Source organism: Marixanthomonas spongiae (assembly GCF_003095375.1).
GTDB classification, from domain to species: domain Bacteria; phylum Bacteroidota; class Bacteroidia; order Flavobacteriales; family Flavobacteriaceae; genus Marixanthomonas; species Marixanthomonas spongiae.
In genome coordinates, this window is record NZ_QEHR01000002.1 from 411,932 (window position 1) to 432,868 (window position 20,937).

Genomic DNA, 20,937 nt, shown 5'->3' on the forward strand with positions numbered 1-20,937 from the left:
AAGCCCGGTTTTTAAGCGTAAAAACTGGGTTTTTTTGTTAAACCTTTTTAAAATAACAGGTTAAACAATGTTAATTCCTCTATTAAAATTATTCATATTTATAATTTCAATGAAGTTGAAGTTGATTTCAACACCCAAATAAAGAAACAAATGCTCATTGACATACAGATTTCATAGAACTTATGGCAGGCACGCTTTTTGTTAAGAGTGCCTGAACTTAAGACTATTACGCTTTCACACAAAGTGATTGCGCAATAATTATAATTTTTAAAACTAAGTAAAACATGAGAAAACGTTTTATGAAATTGTCTGTGCTACTGCTTGTAACCGTTTTTTGCGTTACAGGTTTTTCTTCGAAGGAAGAAATGAAAAACAGTAGTTCTATATTTACTACAGACGTCATTGGAGCATCATCTTATGTTCCTTTCGACTTTGAAGTAAATATGAATCCCCAGCAGAATATTCCCTTTGTTGGGAAGTCGTATCTTGGCTTTTGTGAAGACCTCGGCTTTAGCGAAAGCAGTGGTAATTACAAGGCTGTTAATAGATTAGGTTATTTGGGAAAATACCAGTTTGGCTGGACTACCCTCAATTGGGTAGGCATTTATAACAAACGTAAGTTTTTAAACTCCCCACTGTTACAGGAAAAAGCGTTCGAAGCGTTGATTTCCAAAAACAAGTGGGTGCTTAAAGACCATATAAATGAATACAAAGGCCAAATAATAGATGGTATTAAAGTAACCGAATCTGGCTTAATAGCAGCAGCCCATTTGGGAGGAGCAGGAAATGTAATGAAGTTTCTTGATACCGATGGGGAAGAGGTGTTTAAAGACGCCAATAATGTCCCCATCACAAAGTACATGCAAACATTTGCAGCGTACGATGTATCATCTATCCTCCCGGATAACAATGCCAAGGCGACATTATAATTATTGAAAAAACCAGGTGGACAAGCCTGGTTTTTTCATTTTAACAAACTTTAACGGTTTAATTATCAGGTTAATAAAAAAGTTGTATATTTGCGCGCTGAAAAATAGAGTGTGAATTTTCGCACTCGAACGTTTAAAAAATGAAAAAAAATATAGTAGGATTATTTACCGTACTTATTGTAACAGCTTTGTTTTTTAGTGGCTTTACCACCAAAAACAATGTAGATCTTTCGAGCTACATTTTAGATGATGTAGAGATGAATTACAACGTCCCCAATGAAGAGGACATGATTATGTACACCAAGCCTGTTCCTACCACGAATTACACCTTATTTTTAGGAAAATCGTATGTAGGTTTTAAAGAGGCCTTGGGTTTTAAAGAATCCCGTGGCGATTATAGCATCATTAACGAGTTTGGATATTTGGGCAAATACCAGTTTGCTTCGGCGACCTTGCGTATGATAGGCATTTACAACCCAGATTCTTTTATAAACGACTCCCGATTGCAAGAAGAAGCCTTTACGGCCTACACCGCAAGAAATAAATGGATTTTGCGACGGGACATTAAACGCTTTAACGGGAAATACATTAATGGGGTAAAAGTAACCGAATCGGGTATTCTCGCTGCAGCTCATTTGGCCGGTGCCGGTAACGTAAAAAAATACTTGCGTAGCGGTGGAGCCATTGGCTTTAGCGATGCTTTTGGAACTTCAATAGGGTATTACCTTAAAAAATTCAGTGGGTACGATACTTCGTTTATCCTCCCCAACCGTAAAGCGAAAGTAGCGAAAATAGCAAAAGTGCTATAACCTATTTCACTGCTTATGAACAATAAACAAAGTGGGCCTTTTATTGAGGTCCACTTTTTTATTTTTCCAGTTTTCCGCAGTATCGGTCTTTATGAATTCTGAAGGAAGGGTAATATCGCAGGCCACACAAATTTTGGTTTGTGGTTGCAGGGTCGTTATAAGGCTTTCCAGCATTTGGTTGTTGCGGTAAGGTGTTTCTATGAACAATTGCGATTGGTCGTATTCTGCTGAAAGTTTCTCCAACCGTTTTATAGCATTTTTCCGTTCCCTTTTGTCAATGGGAAGGTACCCGTTAAATGCAAAATTTTGTCCGTTGAAACCACTGGCCATCATCGCCATTAAAATAGAAGAAGGCCCCACCAACGGAACCACTTTTACGCCTTGCAAATGGGCCTGCTCTACAACCCCGGCACCGGGGTCTGCAATGCCCGGGCAACCGGCATCGCTTATCACGCCAACGTCAATCCCTTCTAAACACGGTGCCAGCATTTTCGGGATTTCACTTTCATCGGTAAATTTATTGATGAGCTTAAACTGCAAATCGGGCTGCGATTTTCGAGGGACGATGCTTTTTATGAAACGCCGGGCATTTTTCTCGTGTTCCACAATGTAATGGTCAATGTGCTCTACGGCTTTTTTAATGTGCAAAGGCAGCACTTCCAAAGGTGGGGTTTCGCCAAGCGGGCAGGGTATTAAATATAGGTTTCCTTTTTGGGGCTTCATAAGGCTTATTTAATGATAAATCGTTTGTTTTGGATGCTTCTGGAAGAATCGGTTATTTTTATGAAATAGATTCCACTTTTAAAAGAGGAGGTCGTGATCTTTGTTTCTGAACCATTCAACCCTTCTTTTTTAACGAGCAGGCTACCTTTCGTGTCAAAAATTTCTACGGAATGGATGTTTCCTTTTGAGAGGGAAACGGTAATTTCCCCATTCGCTGGGTTAGGGTACAGCTTGACCGAAATAGCGTTTTCATTTTCTGAAACGCCTAAATCGGTATCGATTACCTTATAGATGCTTCCTGAATAATTCACCGCATACAATGTTTTGTCAACACCTTCGCCAAAAGAAGACCAATTGCCGCCAAAGTCGCCATAGTTTACATAATTGTTGTTTTCGTCCACGGTGGCCAAAAAGCCGGAAATAAAATCGGCAAAAACGTAAATACCTTGGAGATTGGGGAATTCGCTGCCCCGGTAAACATACCCGCCCGTCACGGAACTTCCCACGGAGTGGTTGTATTCGGCAACGGGAAAAACAAGATCGCCCTGTGGCGGGCAGTTGTTGGTGTTAAACGGGTCTGAACCTTCATAGCAGCGCCAACCGTAGTTGAGCCCCGCGGCGGTGGCTGGCTGTTTGTTCACTTCTTCTATTTGGTTTTGGCCTACATCGGCTATCCAAATGGTGCCTTCGGTAAAATCGAATGAAAACTTCCAAGGGTTTCGCACGCCGTAGGCCCAAATTTCATCCAAGGCATCGGGGTTGCCTATAAAAGGATTGCCTGGCGGTATGGCGTAATTGTTTCCACCGCTGGTATTGTCAATATCAATACGCAGTATTTTTCCCAACAATTTCAAAAGATTCTGGGCATTGTTGTCGGTGTCGCCGCTACCGCCGCCATCGCCAGAAGCTATATATAAATATCCATCCGGACCAAAAGCCAAACACCCACCGTTGTGGTTGCCATTGGGTTGGTTGTAACCTATAATGGCTAATTCGGAATTGGGGTCGGCAACGTTGGCATTAGAACCGCTAACACTAAATCTCGATACTTGGGTATTGCCATTGGTATTGGTATAATTCACGAAAAAATAGCCGTTGGTTGCATAATCGGGATGAAAAGCCAAGCCCAAGAGGCCGCGTTCGTTGCAACAGGAAACTTGAGTTGAAATATCCAAAAAAGGCGTTGCGTTAACGGTGCCATCGGCATTTAAAATTTTTATAACGCCGTTTTGCTCTACAACAAATAAACGGTCATCACCCGCATTTTGAAGGTTTACAGGATTGTTAAACCCCTCTTTTACCAGATTGATATCGATGTTTTGGGCGTTGGTGAAGCAAATGGACAATAAGGTAAGAAGGTAAGGGAAGAAGGTTTTCATGGCGTTATATTTTCCACTAAAATAACGAAAACCATTTAATTACCGTGTTAAATACGATTGGCAATGCTTTGGCACGCTTGGTTAAGCATATCGTACACACGGTCAAAACCGCTGTCTCCGCCATAATACGGATCGGGTACATCAACGTTTTCACCAGGGAAAATTTCGTCGAGGATCAACTGTACTTTTTTTCGGTCTGCTTCGGTCTTGGCAAGTTTCAGGACATTCTCTTTGTTTGAATTGTCCATGACAAAAATATGGTCAAACTCGTTGAAGTCTTCTGCTTTAAACTGCCTTCCACGCTGGTCGGTAATATCAAGGTTGTTCTTTTTGGCTACGGCAATGCTTCGTGGATCCGGTTGTTCGCCTACATGCCAATGGCCGGTACCGGCAGAGGTTACATAAACCTTGTCGGGATCGACTTTGGCTTTTAAGAGGCCTTCTGCCAATGGAGAGCGGCAAATGTTCCCTAAGCAGACCATAAGTATTTTTGTCTTCATTGTTTTTTCTGAAATTATGCAGGTTCCTTCACTACAGCACGAAAATAAGGGATTGGTTTTTGAAAGTAGGTTAGGGGGATGTTAAAAATCCAGCTGTTGCGCTGGATTTGTAGGTTATAACGTTAATTTTTTGTCCAGATCCTCTACGTATTTCCGAAATTGCTTGTCGGTGCTCGAAAGGTTATTGACCGTTTTACAGGCGTGCAATACCGTTGCGTGGTCGCGTTGCCCAATCTGGGAGCCAATGGATGCCAAAGATGCCTTGGTCAATTTTTTAGCAAAAAACATCGCCAGTTGGCGTGCCTGTACAATATGGCGTTTCCTGGTTTTGCTCTGTAAGGTGTCTACATCCATCTGGAAATAATCGCTAACGATCTTTTGGATATAATCTATGGAAACTTCCCGCTTGGTATGTTTTACATAGTTATCGACAATCTTTTTGGCAAGGTCGATGGTAATGTCCTTTTTGTTGAACGATGAATGGGCGATCAATGAAATAATGGCGCCTTCCAGTTCGCGGATGTTGGTTTTAATGTTGTTGGCCAAAAACTCGATGATGTCTTCGGGCATTTCCACGCCGTCACGGTACAGCTTGTTTTTGATGATTGCCACGCGGGTATCGTAGTCGGGATGGTTCAGTTCTGCCGAGAGCCCCCATTTAAAACGGGACAGTAGGCGTTGCTCAATATCCATCATGTCAACCGGGGCTTTGTCGCTGGTTAAAATGACCTGTTTGCCGTTTTGGTGCAAGTGGTTGAAGATATGAAAAAACACATCTTGGGTTCCTGCTTTTCCGGACAATAATTGAATATCGTCCACGATCAACACATCGATTATTTGGTAGAAGTGGATAAAATCGTTCCGGTTGTTTTTTTTGACCGATTCGATATACTGTTGCGTGAATTTTTCAGCAGAAATATACAGAACAGTTTTTTCAGGATATTTATCTTTAATCTCAACCCCAATGGCGTGGGCCAGGTGCGTTTTCCCTAAACCAACACCACCAAAAATCAACAAGGGGTTAAAGGAAGTGCCACCGGGTTTGTTGGCAACAGCCATCCCGGCCGATCGGGCCAAACGGTTGCTTTCGCCTTCCAAGAAATTTTCAAAATTATATGAAGGGTTGAGTTGCGACTCGATTTTTACATTACGGATGCCCGGGATGATGAAGGGGTTCTTCAATTCGGGGCTTTTGTTCTTTACCGGCACATCGATTTCTTGCGATTGCATGTGGCTCCGGTTGGCACTGGGTATTTTTTCGGTAAAAGGTTGTTTGTTGCCGTAGGTGTTTTCCATTTTAATAACGTACACCAATTTGGCATCTTTGCCTAATTCTTTGGTTAGGGCAACTTTCAGTAATTTTACATAGTGCTCTTCCAGCCATTCATAAAAAAACTTGCTGGGCACCTGTATGCTCAACGAATTATCCGTGAGCTTTACTGCATTGATGGGTTCGAACCATGTTTTATAAGCTTGAGAAGTAATGTTATCTTCAATAAAGGACAAACAATTGTTCCAAACCGATTTTGCAGTTTTGCTCATAGTTACTGTTGAAGTAATTAGTTAGTTTATTTAATTTTAGGCTTGGTTAAGAATTAAAAACAAGAGTATGTTCCTGTGGTTTCTTAACGGTACAAATATGTGAACAAAAAAAGGAATAAAAAAATAGAAAGGCTATTGACTTTTTGCTTTTTTTTGTGCATACTCCATTACCGATAAAACTACGAAAAAAGTTCGGTATCTAAGGCATAAATCTATGAAAAAATCTGTTACAAAAATACGTGTTCGCTATGGCGAAACAGACCAAATGGGCGTTGTGTACTACGGCAACTACGCACAATACTTGGAACAAGGACGTACCGAATGGCTCCGCGAATTGGGCTTTTCGTACAAATGGATGGAAGACCATAATGTGCAACTGCCCGTTGTCAACTTAAACGTCGATTACAAGAGGCCAGCACGATACGACGATGTGTTGACCATTACGACCACGTTGAAAAAAACACCCACGGTTAAAATAGAATTTTACTATGAAATACATAACGAGGCCAACGAGCTTTTGGTAACAGCTACGACTACCTTGGTATTTATAGACACCCAGACCAACAAATTGATGAAAGCACCAGATTATTTACTGGAGAAATTAAAGGAATAGGTGGGGTTAATAGTTGACAGACGGTAATTGGGCTGATCCCATAATCAATAGCACGATATTTTTTTAATTTTCCAGTCTTTTAATGGCAACCTTGTAGGTGTTTTCAAAAAGCTTAAAAATGCGGTCGGCTTCTTTTTTACGGACTGAAATTTCCATCTCACAAGACAGTTCCATTTTTTGGTCAACGATGTTTAGGTCTTCTTCTTTTACCATGCGCATCACGGTGTTCATTTCGGGGTATTCAAATTTCAGGAGAAAGTTCTCGTCAATGGTCCGTTTTACGATTTTCGATTGTTCCAAGGCCATTTGTGCAGCGGTTTTATAGGCCTGTATCAATCCGCCCACGCCCAACTTGGTTCCGCCAAAATAGCGAACTACCACGACCAAGGTGTTGGTGACATCAAAAGATTGCAATTGGCCGTAAATGGGCATCCCTGCACTGTTGGAGGGTTCGCCGTCATCATTGGCACGATAGGCATCGTAGGTTTTGCCCAGTTGCCACGCATAACACCAATGGCGTGCCTTATGGTGTTTGCTTTTAAGTTCTTCTAAATGGGCTTCAATTTCAGTTTCATTTTTAACCGGAAACGCATAGCCGAAAAACTTGCTGCCACGGTCTTTAAAAAGTGCTTCTTTTGAAGGTTTTGCAATGGTTTTATATGTGTCCTTTTCTGTTGGGATATTTTTTAATTTTAAAAATTCATAGATTGAATTGTTCCCTTCCGGTCTCCCTAAAGGGAAAAGGTACGATAGTAATTGGCGGTCTTTTTTTTGATATTTTTAAGTACAGATTTATATGGGTAAACTTAAAAAATAAACCTATTTATACATTGACATTTTTTATATCCATCACCCGTCACTCAGCATCCATCACCCATCACCGGTCACCCAGCACCCGTCATCGAGCATCAAACACCCACCACCATTTTACCATCTCGCCAAAGCTACCAAAAAGATACTGATTACGGCAAGGATAATCCCGATCCAGTTTTTCTTCAGTAATCGTTCTTTAAAAAAAGTAACTCCCAAAAAAGTGGAAACCATGACTATGGCCACATTATTGACCGTAAAAATCCCGGAACTTTCCAAAATATCGCTCCTCAAGGCCTGAACAATAAAATAGATCGAAAAATAATTGGGAAGCCCCAAAGCAATCCCACCAATAATTGCTTTAAACTGAAAATTGAGGGTCCCCCGAACGGCTTGCAGGATTAAAATTGAAATCCCAATAACAGCCGCAGCCGAAAAAATTATGGCCGAAAACAGCGCCACTTCATCTTGGGCGACCATAGTGTCTTCTAAATATTTGATGCTCGTATCGATAAACCCGCTGCCTAAAAAGACCAACAAGGGATAAATTAGGTTTTTCTTCTCGATGGCCAGGCCGTCCCTTGTTTTTATAGATGCGAGGTACACGGCTATCAATGCCAGTATGATTCCCAAAATTTTTAAAATCCCTATACTTTCCTTGTAATAGACCAAGCCAAAAACCACTGGGATTACTACGCTCATTTTAGTCGCTACCGAAACAACCGAAAGACCACTGCGCTGGGTGGTAATTGCCATTAGGTTGAAGATAATGATAAACAAGGCGCCAAGGCCTAACGTATAATAAAACCAAGGTTGTTCGGGGGTTTGCGCCAAGGCAAGCTCCCCGGTATAAAAAAACAACCCACAGAAAAAAGCAACGACATAATTGACCACTATGGCGTGAAGGGTGTTGATTTTAAAACGGTCGAAAAGCTTGAACACCACAAAAATCAAGGTGGACGAAAGGATGCTTAAAAGTAAGGCTGTCAAGTACTGTTGTTTTTAAAAATTTGCAGAGTGTCTAGTGCTAACGTTTCTTCCGATAGTATTAAAACACTATTTATTTTTTCTTCTGAAAAAGTAGGGGCTTTCACACCCGTTTCAAAATTAGCATTTCCTGTAAAAATATGCGCTTCATCCCAAATATTTGCGTCAATAAACGTATTTATGGTCTGTGCGCCGCCTTCCACAATGACCGATTGCAAATTATGGCGGTGCAAAACCGAACAAATTTGCTGTGTTAGGTTTTTCTGAAAAACAATGCGTTCAAAAACAAGATTTTCCGAATTCTTTTTTTCTTGTTCAGTTAGGACAATGGTTGGGTTATTTCCGTCAAAAACCGAAGCTTCTATCGGTATCCTTAGGTTTTTGTCCAAGATGATACGAGTGGGGGAGCGGCCTTCCCAATGGCGGGTGGTCAAACTGGGATTGTCTTTTAAAACCGTAGTGGTCCCTACTAAGATGGCCTGCTCTTGCGCCCGTAACTTATGGGTACGCTGCCGCGAATAGGTGTTGGTGATCCACACAGGTTGCTGTGCATTGATTTTTTTTGAAACAGTTGCAGTTTCCGCAGGGGCTAAAAATCCGTCTTGGGTTTGTGCCCATTTTAAAATAATATAAGGTCTTTTTTTGGTGTGAAAGGTAAAAAAGCGTTTGTTCAAAATGTCACATTTAGGCTGTAAAACACCAACGGTTACAGCGCAACCGGCATCTTTTAATTTTTTTATGCCCTTCCCTGCCACTTGTGGGTTGGGGTCGGTACTGCCTATTACCACGTTTTTTATGCCACTGTTGATAATCAAATCGGCACAGGGCGGGGTTTTTCCAAAGTGGCTGCAAGGTTCTAAACTTACATATATGGTAGCTTCTTTTAAAAGTGTTTTGTCTTCAACACTGTTAATGGCTAACACTTCGGCGTGGGGTTGCCCGGCCTTATAATGCCACCCTTCGCCAATAATGGTATCGTTATGTGTGAGTATGCTCCCTACCAAAGGATTGGGATAGGTGGTTCCCAACCCGTTTTTGGCCAAATCGATGCAGCGTTGCATATATTTTTCATGTACCTTCACGGCGTAAAAATACAAGGAATTGCTTACATGAACACGCCCATGATCCGTCTTATTGAAAAGAAAGACAACCCGCAAATTGCCAAGGTAATCCGTTCGGTGTTTGAAGATATGGATATCCCAAAAATAGGCACGGCCTACGAAGACAAGGCGTTGGATTGCATGTACGAGACGTACGATACCGAAACATCTTGCTATTTTGTAGTAACGGAAAATAACACCGTAGTGGGAGGTGCCGGCATCGCAAAACTTGATAACTATGAAGGGACAGAGCGGATTTGCGAACTGCAAAAAATGTATTTTTTACCAGAAGCCAGAGGAAAAGGCATAGGAAGAACCTTGATAAAAATGTGTTTGGTAAAGGCACGTGAATTCAATTTTGAAAAATGCTATATTGAAACCATGCCCAATATGACCGCCGCTCAAAAATTATATAAAAGTGTTGGTTTTAAACTGCTCGACGGCCCTCTGGGGAACACCGGGCACCATTCCTGTCCCGTTCATTTGTTGATGACCTTATAATTGGATTGTTATTGAATTCACGCAATGAAATTAAAGCAACTTAAAAAGAACGTTATAGAAGCACTTTCAGAAATATATCCTTCTGAAGAGATACACACGTTCTTTTTTATCCTTTCAGAAAAATACCTGAACCTTTCCCGAATAGAGACAACCCTTGAAGCCGAACAGAAAATTAATCCTCGTGTTTTGCAGAAATTTGAAACCGCTTTAAGAAGACTGAAAAACCACGAACCCATTCAATATATCGTAGGCGGTACCGAATTTTACGGACTGCCTTTTAAGGTCAACGAGCATACCTTGATCCCCCGGCCCGAAACCGAAGAATTGGTAGAGTGGATCATTGAAGGTGCCGTTTCAGAAAACAAGCCCGATTACCGTATTTTGGACATCGGCACCGGTTCGGGCTGCATTGCGGTCTCCTTGGCGAAAGCGCTTCCGCAGGCAAGTGTTTTCGCAATGGATGTTTCGCTTAAAGCCTTGGAGATGGCCAAAGAAAATGCCAGGTTAAACGAGGTTTCGGTGCAGTTTTTTCAAGAAGATATATTGAAAACCGGAACCTTGCCACAGCAATACGACGTGATCGTTTCAAACCCGCCCTATGTGCGCGAACTGGAAAAACTGAAGATGAAAAACAACGTTTTGAACTTTGAGCCCCCTTCGGCTTTATACGTGAGCAATGCAGACCCATTGGTGTTTTACCGAACCATTTCACGGTTGGCCTTGCGCTATTTAAAACCTCATGGCAAACTCTACTTCGAGATAAATGAGTACCTTAGTAACGAATTAATGAAATCTTTGAAAAAAGAAGGGTACCCACATATCGATCTGAAAAAAGATTTTAGGGGCAAAGACCGAATGCTGCAATGCAGGAAAAAGTGAGTTTAAAAAGGCTTTTCATAAAAATCACGACCCGATGAAAGAATTAACCAAAATATGCGTGTTCTGCGGAAGCAGTGAAGGAAACGATGCCGCCATAACCGAAGCTGCCATAAAAACGGGGAAACAGTTTGCCCAACAAGACGTTACCTTAATTTATGGTGCCGCAAAAATTGGGGTCATGGGCGTTCTTGCCAAAACAGTTTTAGACAATAAAGGGCATGTAATTGGTGTGATCCCCGATTTTTTAAAGAAAAAAGAAGTGGTGCACCTTGGCCTTACCGAACTGCACACCACCAAAAATATGCACGAGCGCAAACTCACTATGCACGAGCTGAGCGACGGTTTTATAGCGTTGCCCGGGGGAATGGGCACGTTGGAAGAGCTTTTTGAGATCATCACGTGGCTGCAGTTGGGCTTGCACCAAAAACCCATAGGGCTGTTGAATGTAAACGGTTTTTACAACGATTTGCTGAAGTTGCTCGAAACCATGGTACGTAAGGGGTTTCTTTCCATGGAAAACTACGACTTGCTTTTGGTCGATACCACTATTGAAAACCTTTTGGAAAAAATGAAGCGTTTTAAAGCCCCGGAAATACCCAAATGGCTTAAAAAACATCGAACGTAAGAAACTCCTTTCAGTAAAAAAACACGTCAAAATAAATAATTGGATTACCTTAGTGATTGCTAACCAGTTGTTTGTTGTGGAATCTTCAAAAAAATATTTTGCTGAAGCATTGGGCACTTTTGCCTTGGTGCTGTTTGGTTGTGGAGCCGCGACCATTGCCAGTGTATCGCAGTCGGGCCCAGAAGGAATTGGGCTATTGGGCATTTCGCTTGCTTTTGGTTTTTCGCTTATGGTTATGGTGTATGCCATAGGGCCTATTTCGGGCTGTCATATCAATCCGGCGGTATCCATTGCCATGATGGCCGCCAAAAAACTATCCTTAAAAGAAACAATAGGCTATGTGCTATCTCAGTGCACGGGAGCGACCCTCGCGGCTGCAATTTTGTATGTAATTGCCATTGGTAGCGATGGATTTGTCATGCCAGAGTGGGGCTTGGCGAGCAACGGCTGGGGCGATGGCTATCTGGGTGAGTACAATATCATTTCGGCAGCGATCACCGAGTTTGTGTTCACTTTTTTGTTCTTGCTCGTGATCTTTGGGACCACTGCCAAAATAGCGTCACCATTAATGGCAGGCTTGGCCATTGGTATCTCTTTGACGTTAATCCATATGGTGGCCATCCCTATTACGGGCACTTCGGTAAATCCGGCGCGCAGTCTTGGCCCAGCCTTGTTTTCGGGCGGGGAAGCCCTTAGGCAATTGTGGCTTTTTATACTTATTCCCATCGCCGGTGGCCTGTTTGCCGCGCTCGTACGCAACTTGTTTTTGGAAGATTGAATCTTTGAAATTTCCATCATCCATCATCCATCATCCATCATCCGTCATCCCATCATCCATCATCCCATCATCCAGCCTCCAGCACCCACGCCCATCATCAATTTATTTTTTCAAAATTCCATTTTACAACAAGGGCTATTCTTTATATTTGTTGGCATGAACACCGAAGAACAGATCAACCAACTCCGAGAGGAACTCCGCAAGCACAATTACAAGTATTACGTACTGGACAAGCCTACGATTTCAGACTTTGAATTCGATCAAAAACTGAAGCAGCTACAAAAACTGGAAGAAGCACACCCAGAATTTTACGACGCCAATTCGCCCATCTTGCGCGTTGGTGGCGAAGTGACCAAAAATTTTGAAACGGTTGCGCACGAACACCGTATGTACTCGTTGGCCAATTCGTATTCAAAAGAAGACTTGGAAGATTGGGAGAAACGCATAAAAAAATTGGTGGACGGTACAGTGGAATATGTTTGCGAACTTAAATACGACGGTGCGTCCATTAACCTTACGTACGAAAACGGCTTACTTAAAAGAGCAGTGACCCGTGGCGACGGATTTCAAGGCGATGATGTAACGACCAATGTAAAAACCATTAACTCGGTGCCGTTGAAATTGAAGGGTGATTTTCCGGAGAAATTTGAAATCCGTGGCGAAATCATCTTGCCGTTTGAAGGATTTGCAAAAATGAACGCTCAACGTGTGGAGGCAGGGGAAGAACCGTACCGAAACCCTAGAAACACAGCCTCAGGAAGCCTAAAACTGCAAGACAGCAGCGAGGTGGCCAAACGCCCTTTAGAGTGTTTGTTGTACAGTATTAAGGCTGATAGGTTGCCATTTGCCACTCAATATGAATGTTTGGAAAAGGCCAGGGACTGGGGTTTTAAAGTGCCCGAAGTGGCCAAACTCACCAAAAGCATCGATGAGGTATTGAAATTTGTGGACTATTGGGACACCCATCGGCACGATTTGCCCTACGAAACCGATGGTGTGGTAATTAAAGTGAATAGCCTTTATCAACAAGAAGAATTGGGGTATACGGCCAAAGCCCCACGATGGGCCATGGCCTATAAGTTTAAGGCCGAACAAGTTTCTACCAAACTGAATACCATAACCTACCAAGTGGGACGTACCGGAGCCATCACGCCGGTGGCCAACTTAGAACCGGTAGAGCTCGCCGGTACTATCGTTAAACGAGCCTCGCTGCACAATGCCGATCAAATTGAAAAATTGGATGTGCGGGAAGGGGATACTGTTTTTGTTGAAAAAGGTGGTGAAATCATCCCGAAAATTATTGGGGTCGATTTTACCCAGCGCGACCCGAATTCCAATCCTACGGAATACAGAGCCACCTGCCCCGAATGTGATACCGAGTTAATACGTAACGAAGGCGAAGCCCAGCATTACTGTCCCAATACCGACGGGTGTCCGCCACAAATTATCGGGCGCATCCAGCATTTTATTTCTCGAAAAGCGATGGATATTGAAGGTTTGGGCGGTGAGACCGTTGCTTTATTGGTCAACAATGGCTTGATTAACAATTATACCGATTTGTATGAGCTCACCAAAAAAGACATTCTTCCCTTAGAGCGCATGGCCGAAAAAAGTGCCGAGAACTTAATTAATGGTATTGAAGCGTCCAAGCAAATCCCTTTCGAGCGGGTGCTGTTTGCTTTGGGCATTCGGTATGTGGGCGAAACAGTGGCGAAAAAGTTGGCGAAACACTATAAGAGTATCGATGCGCTCTCATCGGCAACCGAAGAGCAATTGATTTCGGTAGATGAAATTGGCGATCGCATTGCTGAAAGTGTAGTTTCTTTTTTCGCTTCCGAAGAAAACCAACACATCATCGAGCGGTTGAAAAACCACGGGTTGCAACTGGAACTATCGGCAGAAAAACTGGCTAACCAAACCAATAAATTAAATGGCGACACCTTTGTGGTTTCGGGCGTGTTTTATCAAGTGTCCCGAACCGAACTTAAAAAACTCATAGAAGATAACGGCGGAAAAGTGTCGAGCTCCATTTCAGGAAAAACCAATTATGTGGTTGCCGGCGACAAGATGGGACCCAGTAAAAAAACAAAGGCCGAAAATTTGGGAGTGCCCATTATTTCAGAAGATGATTTCTTGAATATGATCGCTTAACAATCATTTTAAAAATGAACTTGAAACCCCTACTTTTGTGAAAGAAGCCAACAAAGCTTATGTTTGAAAAATTGAAGCGACGGTCATTACGCAAAAAAATGGAGCATAGCCTAAAGAAAAGGGATGTCTCGCAAATAAATTCTACTTTGAAAACGATGGGGTTTTTGGTGGACGAGGCCACGTTTCAGGATTTCGAGAAGCTGTATGAATGTTCGGGCTATTTCAACTTGCAGCCTAAAGACGTGCGGGTGTTTTCTTTTTTGGAAGTAAAGCGCAAACTCCCTTCCTTGCGGCAAAACCAATTACACAACAAGGATTTTAATTGGAAGGGGGAATTGCACAACCAGAATGCCCAAGAATTTATCGACACGCCGTTTGATGTCCTTATAGGGTATTACAACACAAAAAACGATTTTTTGAATGCCGTTGTCGCTGCGAGCCAAGCCCATTTTAAAGTTGGATTAAAAGGAGCAGACCCGCGCTTGTTCGATTTGTTGATCGATGTAAAACTGGAACAGATGGAACCCTTTAAAAAAGAACTGAAAAAATATTTAACCGTTTTAAATAAAATATAATGAAAGAATTGATAGGAACCGGAGTCGCGTTGATCACCCCTTTTAAGAATGATTTTTCGGTAGATGTGGACGGATTGAAAAAAGTAGTGCAGCACAATATCGATAACGGTACCGATTATCTTGTGGTGTTGGGCACAACGGCCGAAAGCGCCACCTTGGACGAAGATGAAAAACAATTGGTCATCGATACCATTGTCCAGACCAACGACGGACAATTGCCATTGGTGTTGGGCATTGGCGGTAACAATACGGCTGCGGTGGTAAAAGAAATGAACACGAGGGACCTCGCAGCTTTTACGGCCATTCTTTCGGTTTCGCCGGCCTACAACAAGCCCACGCAAGATGGTATTTACCGCCACTTTTCCGCTATTGCCAAAGAGGCCCCGTTGCCCATCGTACTGTACAATGTGCCGGGAAGAACGGCATCCAATATGTTGCCAGAGACGGTTGCGCGCCTGGCCAAGGACCATGAAAACATCATTGGCATTAAAGAAGCCGCTGGCGACTTGGTGCAAGCCATGAACTTGATCGCTAAAACCCCAGATGGCTTTCTGGTGATTAGCGGGGACGATATGATCGCCTTGCCTATGACCTTGGCTGGCGGTGCGGGTGTTATTTCTGTAATTGGCGAAGGGTTCCCAAAGGAATTTTCTACGATGATTCGTTTAGGGCTCGACAAAAAGGTGGACGAGGCCTTCAAGTTGCATTACAAAATGGCTCCGGCAATCGATTATATTTTTGCCGAAGGAAATCCTGCTGGCATCAAAGCTGTTTTTAAGAAGCTTGGCATTTGCAGTGATACCGTACGGTTGCCGTTGGTTAAGGCAAGCGGTACTTTGCAGCAAAAAATCGCCTCTTTTATCGAAGAAATGTGATTTTAACTTTTAGATTGGGATGATGTTGTTTTTCTGAAATGGTCCGTTTGTAGGTTTTAACACAATAATTTGGACTATTATTAAGTTTTTGTAATCCCATTTAATTCACTAATTTTGCACGATGTTTTTTAACACTATGAAGAATTTATTTTTATTGCTTTTTGCCGCCATTGCATTGAGTTCCTGTAGCGAATACCAAAAGGTGCTCTCTTCTGAAGATACCGGGAAAAAATACGCCATGGCCGATTCCCTTTATAAACAAGGGAAATACAAAAAAGCATTGAAACTTTTTGAACAAGTGGTGCCGGTGTACCGTGGCAAGCCCCAAGCAGAGCGGTTAATGTATTTGTACGCCAACACCTTTTATGAATTAGAGGACTATTATTTATCTGGCTACCAGTTTGAGCGTTTTGAAACCTCCTATCCGCAAAGCGATAGCGTGGAAGTCGCCGCCTACAAATCGGCCAAAAGCTATTACGAGTTGTCGCCGCGCTATTCCTTAGACCAAGAAGACACGTATAAAGCGCTGGAAAAGTTGCAAAACTACATTAATAAGTATCCAAATTCAGAAAAGCGGATGGAGGCCAACGAACTGGTTGCAGAACTGCGGGGGAAATTGGAGAAAAAAGACATAGAGATTGCCGATCAAAACTTGAAAATTGCCGAATACATTGGCGATTACCGCCCAGCTATCGAATCGTACGACAATTTCATTGCAGATCATCCCGGTTCGAAATACCGTAAGGATGCCTTCTATGGAAGGTTGCAGGCAGCCTATCAACTGGCCGTTCGCAGTATTCCGTCTTTGGTAGAAGAACGCTTGCTCACCGCTAAAGAGTATTATCAAAAATTTATAAAGTATTACAGCGATACCGAATTAAAAGCCGAAGCCGACCGCATTGCAGCAGATATTGAAGAGCGCTTGGGCGAACTACAAACCGAAACAGCACAAAAAAGTTAAAACAAGGAATTATGATCGATATTAAAAATTCTGAAGCTCCCGTAAATACAACCACCATTGACAAGAACAAAGTGGATGCGCCTACTGAAAACATTTACGAGGCCATTTCAATCATTGCCAAGCGGGCGACCCAAATCAATAGCGACATCAAAAAAGAATTGTTGGAAAAACTCGACGAATTTGCCACCTACAACGACAGTTTGGAAGAGATTTTCGAAAACAAGGAACAAATTGAAGTGTCTAAATTTTACGAGCGTCTGCCAAAACCGCATGCCCTTGCAGTAGAGGAGTGGTTGAACGATAAAATTTACTACCGCAACACCAAGGAAGAAGAATTAGATAAGTAAAAAGATGTCTGTTTTAAGCGGTAAACATGTGTTGCTTGGCGTTACTGCCGGTATTGCCGCTTACAAAGCTGCTTTTTTGGTTCGGCATTTGGTAAAAAAGGGCGCCCAAGTTAAAGTAGTGATGACACCTGCGGCTAAAGACTTTGTAACCCCGCTTACCCTATCCACCCTTTCAAAAAATGAGGTTTTTTCTTCGTTTACCCACGAAGAAGATGACAATGCCCAATGGAACAACCACGTCGCGTTGGGCCTTTGGGCAGATTTATTTGTAATCGCCCCGGCCACGGCCAACACCCTTTCTAAAATGGCCCACGGCACCAGCGACAACCTGTTGCTCGCCACCTATCTTTCGGCCAAGTGCCCCGTGTATTATGCCCCGGCCATGGACTTGGATATGTACAAGCATCCCAGTACTTCGGAAACGTTCAACATCTTAAACCGTTTCGGCAACATACAAATACCGGCCGAAGAAGGCGAATTGGCAAGCGGCTTGACCGGAAAAGGAAGAATGGCCGAACCAGAACACATTGTTTCATTTCTTGAAAACGATATCCTGAAAAAACTTCCCCTTCGGAATAAAAAAATACTTATTACCGCAGGGCCCACTTACGAAGCGATAGACCCGGTACGTTTTATTGGCAACCACAGCAGTGGGAAAATGGGTTACGCCATCGCTGAAGCGGCGGCAAACCTTGGGGCTAAGGTGGTTTTGGTTTCCGGTCCGGTGAGTTTACAACTGGAACACAGTACTATTGAAGTGGTTTCCGTTACTTCGGCCGAAGAAATGTACAAAGCTGCCCATAAGCATTTCCCCAACTGCGATATTGCTATTTTAAGTGCCGCAGTGGCCGATTATAGACCAAAGGAAGTCGCTTCAGAAAAAATAAAAAAGAACGATAGTTCCTTGACCATCCAACTGGAAAAAACAAAAGACATTCTTAAATCCCTTGGGGAACTAAAAAAACACCAATTTTTAACCGGTTTTGCACTGGAAACCCAAAACGAGCTGGAAAACGCAAAAAGCAAACTCAAAAAAAAGAATTTAGATTTAATTGTGTTAAATTCGCTCAAAGACAAAGGCGCTGGGTTTAAGGCAGACACCAACAAAGTGACATTAATAGATAAACACAATAAAGTACAGCCGTTTCCTGTTAAACCAAAGACCGAAGTGGCCAACGATATTTTACAATATATTATACACCAATTAGATGCGTAATTTCATACTTATACTTTCCGTTTTTATTTTTTCGTTTTCTGTGCAAGCGCAGGAGCTCAACTGCAGTATTACGGTAGATGCCCAACAAACGGGCCAACCCAATTTGCAAGTGTTCAGGACGCTTCAGCAAGAGTTGAACGATTTTGTGAACAACACCAAGTGGACCAACAAGGTCTATAAAAACCAAGAGCGCATTGATTGCAATATGTCCATCATTGTTTCAGGGTTCGATTCCAATTCGTTTACGGCATCTATTCAAATACAAGCTTCCAGACCGGTGTATGGTTCCAGTTACAGTTCTCCCATTTACAACTATAACGACCGCCAGTTTAATTTTGACTATACCGAGTTTCAGCCGTTGAATTTTAATTTGAACACCTTCAACTCCAATTTAGTATCGGTCATTGCCTATCACGTTTATACCATTATTGGTTTGGATGCCGATACGTTTGAACTGAACGGGGGCGACGAATACTTTGAAATCGCCAAGCAGATTGTAAATACTGCCGCCTCAAGCAATTTTGCCGGCTGGAAACCCACCGATGGTACCCAAACCCGCTACCGTTATAACGAGGCGGTGCTGTCTAACGTGTATCAAGAATTCCATACCGCGATGTACGAATACCATCGTAAAGGCTTGGACGAAATGGCCCAGAGCCCAAAAGAAGGGAAAAAGGGCGTAGCCAATGCGATTGCAACCTTGGCCCAGATCAATAACCGTAGGCCAAATTCGTATATAATACGTACCTTTTTTGATGCCAAGAGCGACGAAATACAGAACATCTTTAGCGGTGGCCCTAATGTCGATATTGTAAAACTGGTAGAAAACCTGAACAAAATGGCCCCGACCAAAAGGAGCCAATGGGCCGAAATTAAATTTTAAGCCTTATTTTTTCCTTGCGGTTGTAAAAATGCTACCTTATATTTAAAACGATTTTAAACCGTATTCGTATTACTGTTAATCTTATTTATTGCCTGTGATCACGAGCCTCTCCATAAAAAATTATGCCTTAATAGATGACATCCGTATGGATTTTAAGGACGGGCTAACCATCATCACGGGCGAAACCGGTGCGGGAAAGTCCATTTTGTTGGGTGCCTTGGCCTTGGTGTTGGGCAAACGGGCCGATTTGAACAGTATGAAAGACGCTTCAAAAAAATGTGTAATCGAAGCTGAATTCGCCATTAAAAAATTTAACCTGCAACCTATTTTTGAAGAAAACGACCTCGATTATGATGCCCAAACCATCATTAGGAGGGAAATACTGCCCAGCGGCAAATCGCGTGCTTTTGTAAATGATACTCCTGTAACAGTAGCCCAATTACAGGCCTTGGGGCCGTATTTGGTCGATATCCACAGCCAGCACGAAACATTGTCGTTGGCCCAAGAGCAGTACCAGCTGCAAGTGATCGATACGTTGGCTCAAAATACATCCCTTAAAAGCATCTATGTTCAAAAGTTAAAAGAATACCGTGCTACTGCCAATACATTGGAGACAACCAAAATTCAGAAAAGTGAAGCTTCAAAAGAACTGGATTACAATACTTTTTTGTTTACCGAGTTGGAAGAGGCCGGTTTGGAACATATAGACCAAGAAGCTTTGGAAGAACGTTATGAAATGTTAAGCCATGCCGAAGAAATTCAAGAAACGCTTTCAAAAACAATTCAGCTGCTTTCAGATGAACAGATAGGTACTTTGGAAACCGCCAAGGAGGCCCGTTCGGCATTGAGCCAATTGAAAAACTACGGGTCGGTTTATCAAACGTTGTGGGAACGTTTAAACAGCGTCATCATCGAGCTCGATGATTTACTTGAAGAAACCGAGCAAATTACAACATCGGTAGAGGCCGATCCCAACGAATTGCTTCAGGTCAACGAAAAACTGCAAACCCTGCACAAACTGCAGCAAAAACATCAAGTGGCGACGGTTTCAGAACTGCTGGCCATTAAAAACACCTTAGAAACGAGCATTAACGATACCAACACGCTCGACGCCCGCATTGAAGCGCTGGAAAAAGAAGTGAACGGTTTAGAAAAAGAAGTAACTGCTGTTGGGAATGACATTCACAGTTCCCGTGAGCAGGTCATTCCTAAATTACAGGAAAAACTGGAGGTTATTTTGGCGAAACTCGGATTGCCCCATGCCCGTTTTGACTTTAAGCTTTCGGCTACTGAACATTTCCGGGAAACCGGTACCGATACGCTTGAGCTATTGTTTACGGCCAACAAAGGTACCACTAAGGGCCCCATTAAAAAAGTGGCTTCGGGCGGCGAAATGAGCCGTATTATGCTGGCGGTAAAAGCGGTTTTGGCACAATACCAAACCCTACCCACCCTTATTTTTGATGAAATAGATACCGGCGTCTCAGGAGAGATTGCCCATAAAATGGCCGAGATCATGGACGGGATGAGCCGGGGCATGCAGCTGGTGAGCATCACGCATTTGCCGCAAATCGCTTCAAAGGGTGCGCAACATATTAAGGTGTATAAAAAAGATGTGGACCAAGTAACCGAAACCCGTTTAAAAACACTGTCGCAAGAAGAGCGCATTGTGGAAATTGCACAAATGATAGGGGGGAAGAACGTTACCGATTCGGCTTTGGCCCATGCAAAGGAATTACTGAATTAAAACCGTA

22 protein-coding genes are annotated in these 20,937 nt (G+C 42.7%); 15 read left to right on the plus strand and 7 right to left on the minus strand.

The genetic code is table 11. The annotated features are described in order from the left end of the window. Positions 1-284: 284 nt before the first annotated feature. Together DDV96_RS04455 and DDV96_RS04460 are read left to right on the plus strand one after the other, a co-directional pair. Positions 285-929 carry a hypothetical protein gene (locus tag DDV96_RS04455; protein WP_116693527.1) on the plus strand — a complete coding sequence of 215 codons (645 nt, stop codon included), beginning with the start codon at positions 285-287 and terminating at the stop codon, positions 927-929. A gap of 140 nt (positions 930-1,069) precedes the next feature. After that, the gene (locus DDV96_RS04460) at positions 1,070-1,738 is read left to right on the plus strand and encodes a peptidoglycan-binding protein LysM (RefSeq protein ID WP_116693528.1); all 669 of its coding nucleotides are present in this window, start codon (positions 1,070-1,072) and stop codon (positions 1,736-1,738) included. Between the two features lie 6 nt (positions 1,739-1,744). On the opposite strand, the gene DDV96_RS04465 is transcribed toward DDV96_RS04460, so the two are convergent. The 4 genes from DDV96_RS04465 to dnaA form a co-directional block, all read right to left on the minus strand. Continuing rightward, positions 1,745-2,461 (minus strand): SAM-dependent methyltransferase, encoded by a 717-nt coding sequence (locus DDV96_RS04465; RefSeq protein WP_116693529.1) that lies wholly within the window; start codon positions 2,459-2,461, stop codon positions 1,745-1,747. A gap of 5 nt (positions 2,462-2,466) precedes the next feature. Further along, positions 2,467-3,840, minus strand: a complete 1,374-nt coding sequence (locus tag DDV96_RS04470) for a PQQ-dependent sugar dehydrogenase (protein ID WP_116693530.1) — start codon at positions 3,838-3,840, stop codon at positions 2,467-2,469. 47 nt (positions 3,841-3,887) lie between these two features. After that, entirely contained in the window at positions 3,888-4,340 is a 453-nt protein-coding gene (locus tag DDV96_RS04475) for a low molecular weight protein-tyrosine-phosphatase (protein WP_116693531.1), read from the minus strand. Between the two features lie 114 nt (positions 4,341-4,454). Continuing rightward, positions 4,455-5,882: a chromosomal replication initiator protein DnaA gene (dnaA, locus tag DDV96_RS04480; RefSeq protein WP_116693532.1), complete on the minus strand. Its 1,428-nt coding sequence runs from the start codon at positions 5,880-5,882 to the stop codon at positions 4,455-4,457. Positions 5,883-6,096: 214 nt separating this feature from the next. Here dnaA and DDV96_RS04485 point away from each other — a divergent pair, with 214 nt between their 5' ends. Continuing rightward, positions 6,097-6,495 (plus strand): acyl-CoA thioesterase, encoded by a 399-nt coding sequence (locus DDV96_RS04485; protein ID WP_116693533.1) that lies wholly within the window; start codon positions 6,097-6,099, stop codon positions 6,493-6,495. A gap of 63 nt (positions 6,496-6,558) precedes the next feature. On the opposite strand, the gene DDV96_RS04490 is transcribed toward DDV96_RS04485, so the two are convergent. The 3 genes from DDV96_RS04490 to ribD form a co-directional block, all read right to left on the minus strand. Beyond that, complete coding sequence (locus DDV96_RS04490; RefSeq protein WP_116693534.1) at positions 6,559-7,176, minus strand: IMPACT family protein; 618 nt, start codon at positions 7,174-7,176, stop codon at positions 6,559-6,561. Positions 7,177-7,422: 246 nt separating this feature from the next. Next, a complete protein-coding gene (locus tag DDV96_RS04495; RefSeq protein ID WP_116693535.1) occupies positions 7,423-8,295 on the minus strand; it encodes an EamA family transporter in 873 nt (290 codons plus the stop codon). Beyond that, entirely contained in the window at positions 8,292-9,374 is a 1,083-nt protein-coding gene (gene ribD, locus DDV96_RS04500; protein ID WP_116693596.1) for a bifunctional diaminohydroxyphosphoribosylaminopyrimidine deaminase/5-amino-6-(5-phosphoribosylamino)uracil reductase RibD, read from the minus strand. Before ribD ends, DDV96_RS04495 begins: the two co-directional genes overlap by 4 nt. A gap of 27 nt (positions 9,375-9,401) precedes the next feature. On the opposite strand from ribD, the gene DDV96_RS04505 reads away from it, so the two are divergent. The 12 genes from DDV96_RS04505 (at position 9,402) to recN (ending at position 20,930) form a co-directional block, all read left to right on the plus strand. Then, on the plus strand, positions 9,402-9,893 hold the full coding sequence (locus DDV96_RS04505; protein WP_116693536.1) for a GNAT family N-acetyltransferase: 492 nt from the start codon (positions 9,402-9,404) through the stop codon (positions 9,891-9,893). Between the two features lie 24 nt (positions 9,894-9,917). Continuing rightward, positions 9,918-10,772, plus strand: coding sequence for a peptide chain release factor N(5)-glutamine methyltransferase (prmC, locus tag DDV96_RS04510; protein WP_116693537.1), 855 nt, complete (start codon positions 9,918-9,920; stop codon positions 10,770-10,772). Positions 10,773-10,806: 34 nt separating this feature from the next. Then, positions 10,807-11,397, plus strand: coding sequence for an LOG family protein (locus DDV96_RS04515; RefSeq protein ID WP_116693538.1), 591 nt, complete (start codon positions 10,807-10,809; stop codon positions 11,395-11,397). Between the two features lie 76 nt (positions 11,398-11,473). Continuing rightward, positions 11,474-12,175 (plus strand): aquaporin Z, encoded by a 702-nt coding sequence (gene aqpZ, locus DDV96_RS04520; protein WP_116693597.1) that lies wholly within the window; start codon positions 11,474-11,476, stop codon positions 12,173-12,175. 156 nt (positions 12,176-12,331) lie between these two features. Further along, complete coding sequence (ligA, locus tag DDV96_RS04525) at positions 12,332-14,326, plus strand: NAD-dependent DNA ligase LigA (protein WP_116693539.1); 1,995 nt, start codon at positions 12,332-12,334, stop codon at positions 14,324-14,326. 59 nt (positions 14,327-14,385) lie between these two features. Further along, entirely contained in the window at positions 14,386-14,901 is a 516-nt protein-coding gene (locus DDV96_RS04530) for a DUF6913 domain-containing protein (protein WP_394340098.1), read from the plus strand. Next, on the plus strand, positions 14,901-15,776 hold the full coding sequence (dapA, locus tag DDV96_RS04535; RefSeq protein WP_116693541.1) for a 4-hydroxy-tetrahydrodipicolinate synthase: 876 nt from the start codon (positions 14,901-14,903) through the stop codon (positions 15,774-15,776). The genes DDV96_RS04530 and dapA overlap by 1 nt, the downstream gene beginning before the upstream one ends. Before the next feature lie 136 nt (positions 15,777-15,912). Then, a complete protein-coding gene (locus tag DDV96_RS04540) occupies positions 15,913-16,737 on the plus strand; it encodes an outer membrane protein assembly factor BamD (protein WP_116693542.1) in 825 nt (274 codons plus the stop codon). Positions 16,738-16,748: 11 nt separating this feature from the next. Beyond that, positions 16,749-17,084, plus strand: coding sequence for a DNA-directed RNA polymerase subunit omega (locus DDV96_RS04545; RefSeq protein ID WP_116693543.1), 336 nt, complete (start codon positions 16,749-16,751; stop codon positions 17,082-17,084). 4 nt (positions 17,085-17,088) lie between these two features. Continuing rightward, on the plus strand, positions 17,089-18,300 hold the full coding sequence (gene coaBC / locus DDV96_RS04550) for a bifunctional phosphopantothenoylcysteine decarboxylase/phosphopantothenate--cysteine ligase CoaBC (protein WP_116693544.1): 1,212 nt from the start codon (positions 17,089-17,091) through the stop codon (positions 18,298-18,300). Beyond that, complete coding sequence (gene porD, locus DDV96_RS04555) at positions 18,293-19,183, plus strand: type IX secretion system protein PorD (RefSeq protein WP_116693545.1); 891 nt, start codon at positions 18,293-18,295, stop codon at positions 19,181-19,183. The genes coaBC and porD overlap by 8 nt, the downstream gene beginning before the upstream one ends. Positions 19,184-19,277: 94 nt before the next feature. Further along, a complete protein-coding gene (gene recN / locus DDV96_RS04560) occupies positions 19,278-20,930 on the plus strand; it encodes a DNA repair protein RecN (RefSeq protein ID WP_116693598.1) in 1,653 nt (550 codons plus the stop codon). The last annotated feature ends 7 nt before the right edge of the window (positions 20,931-20,937 follow it).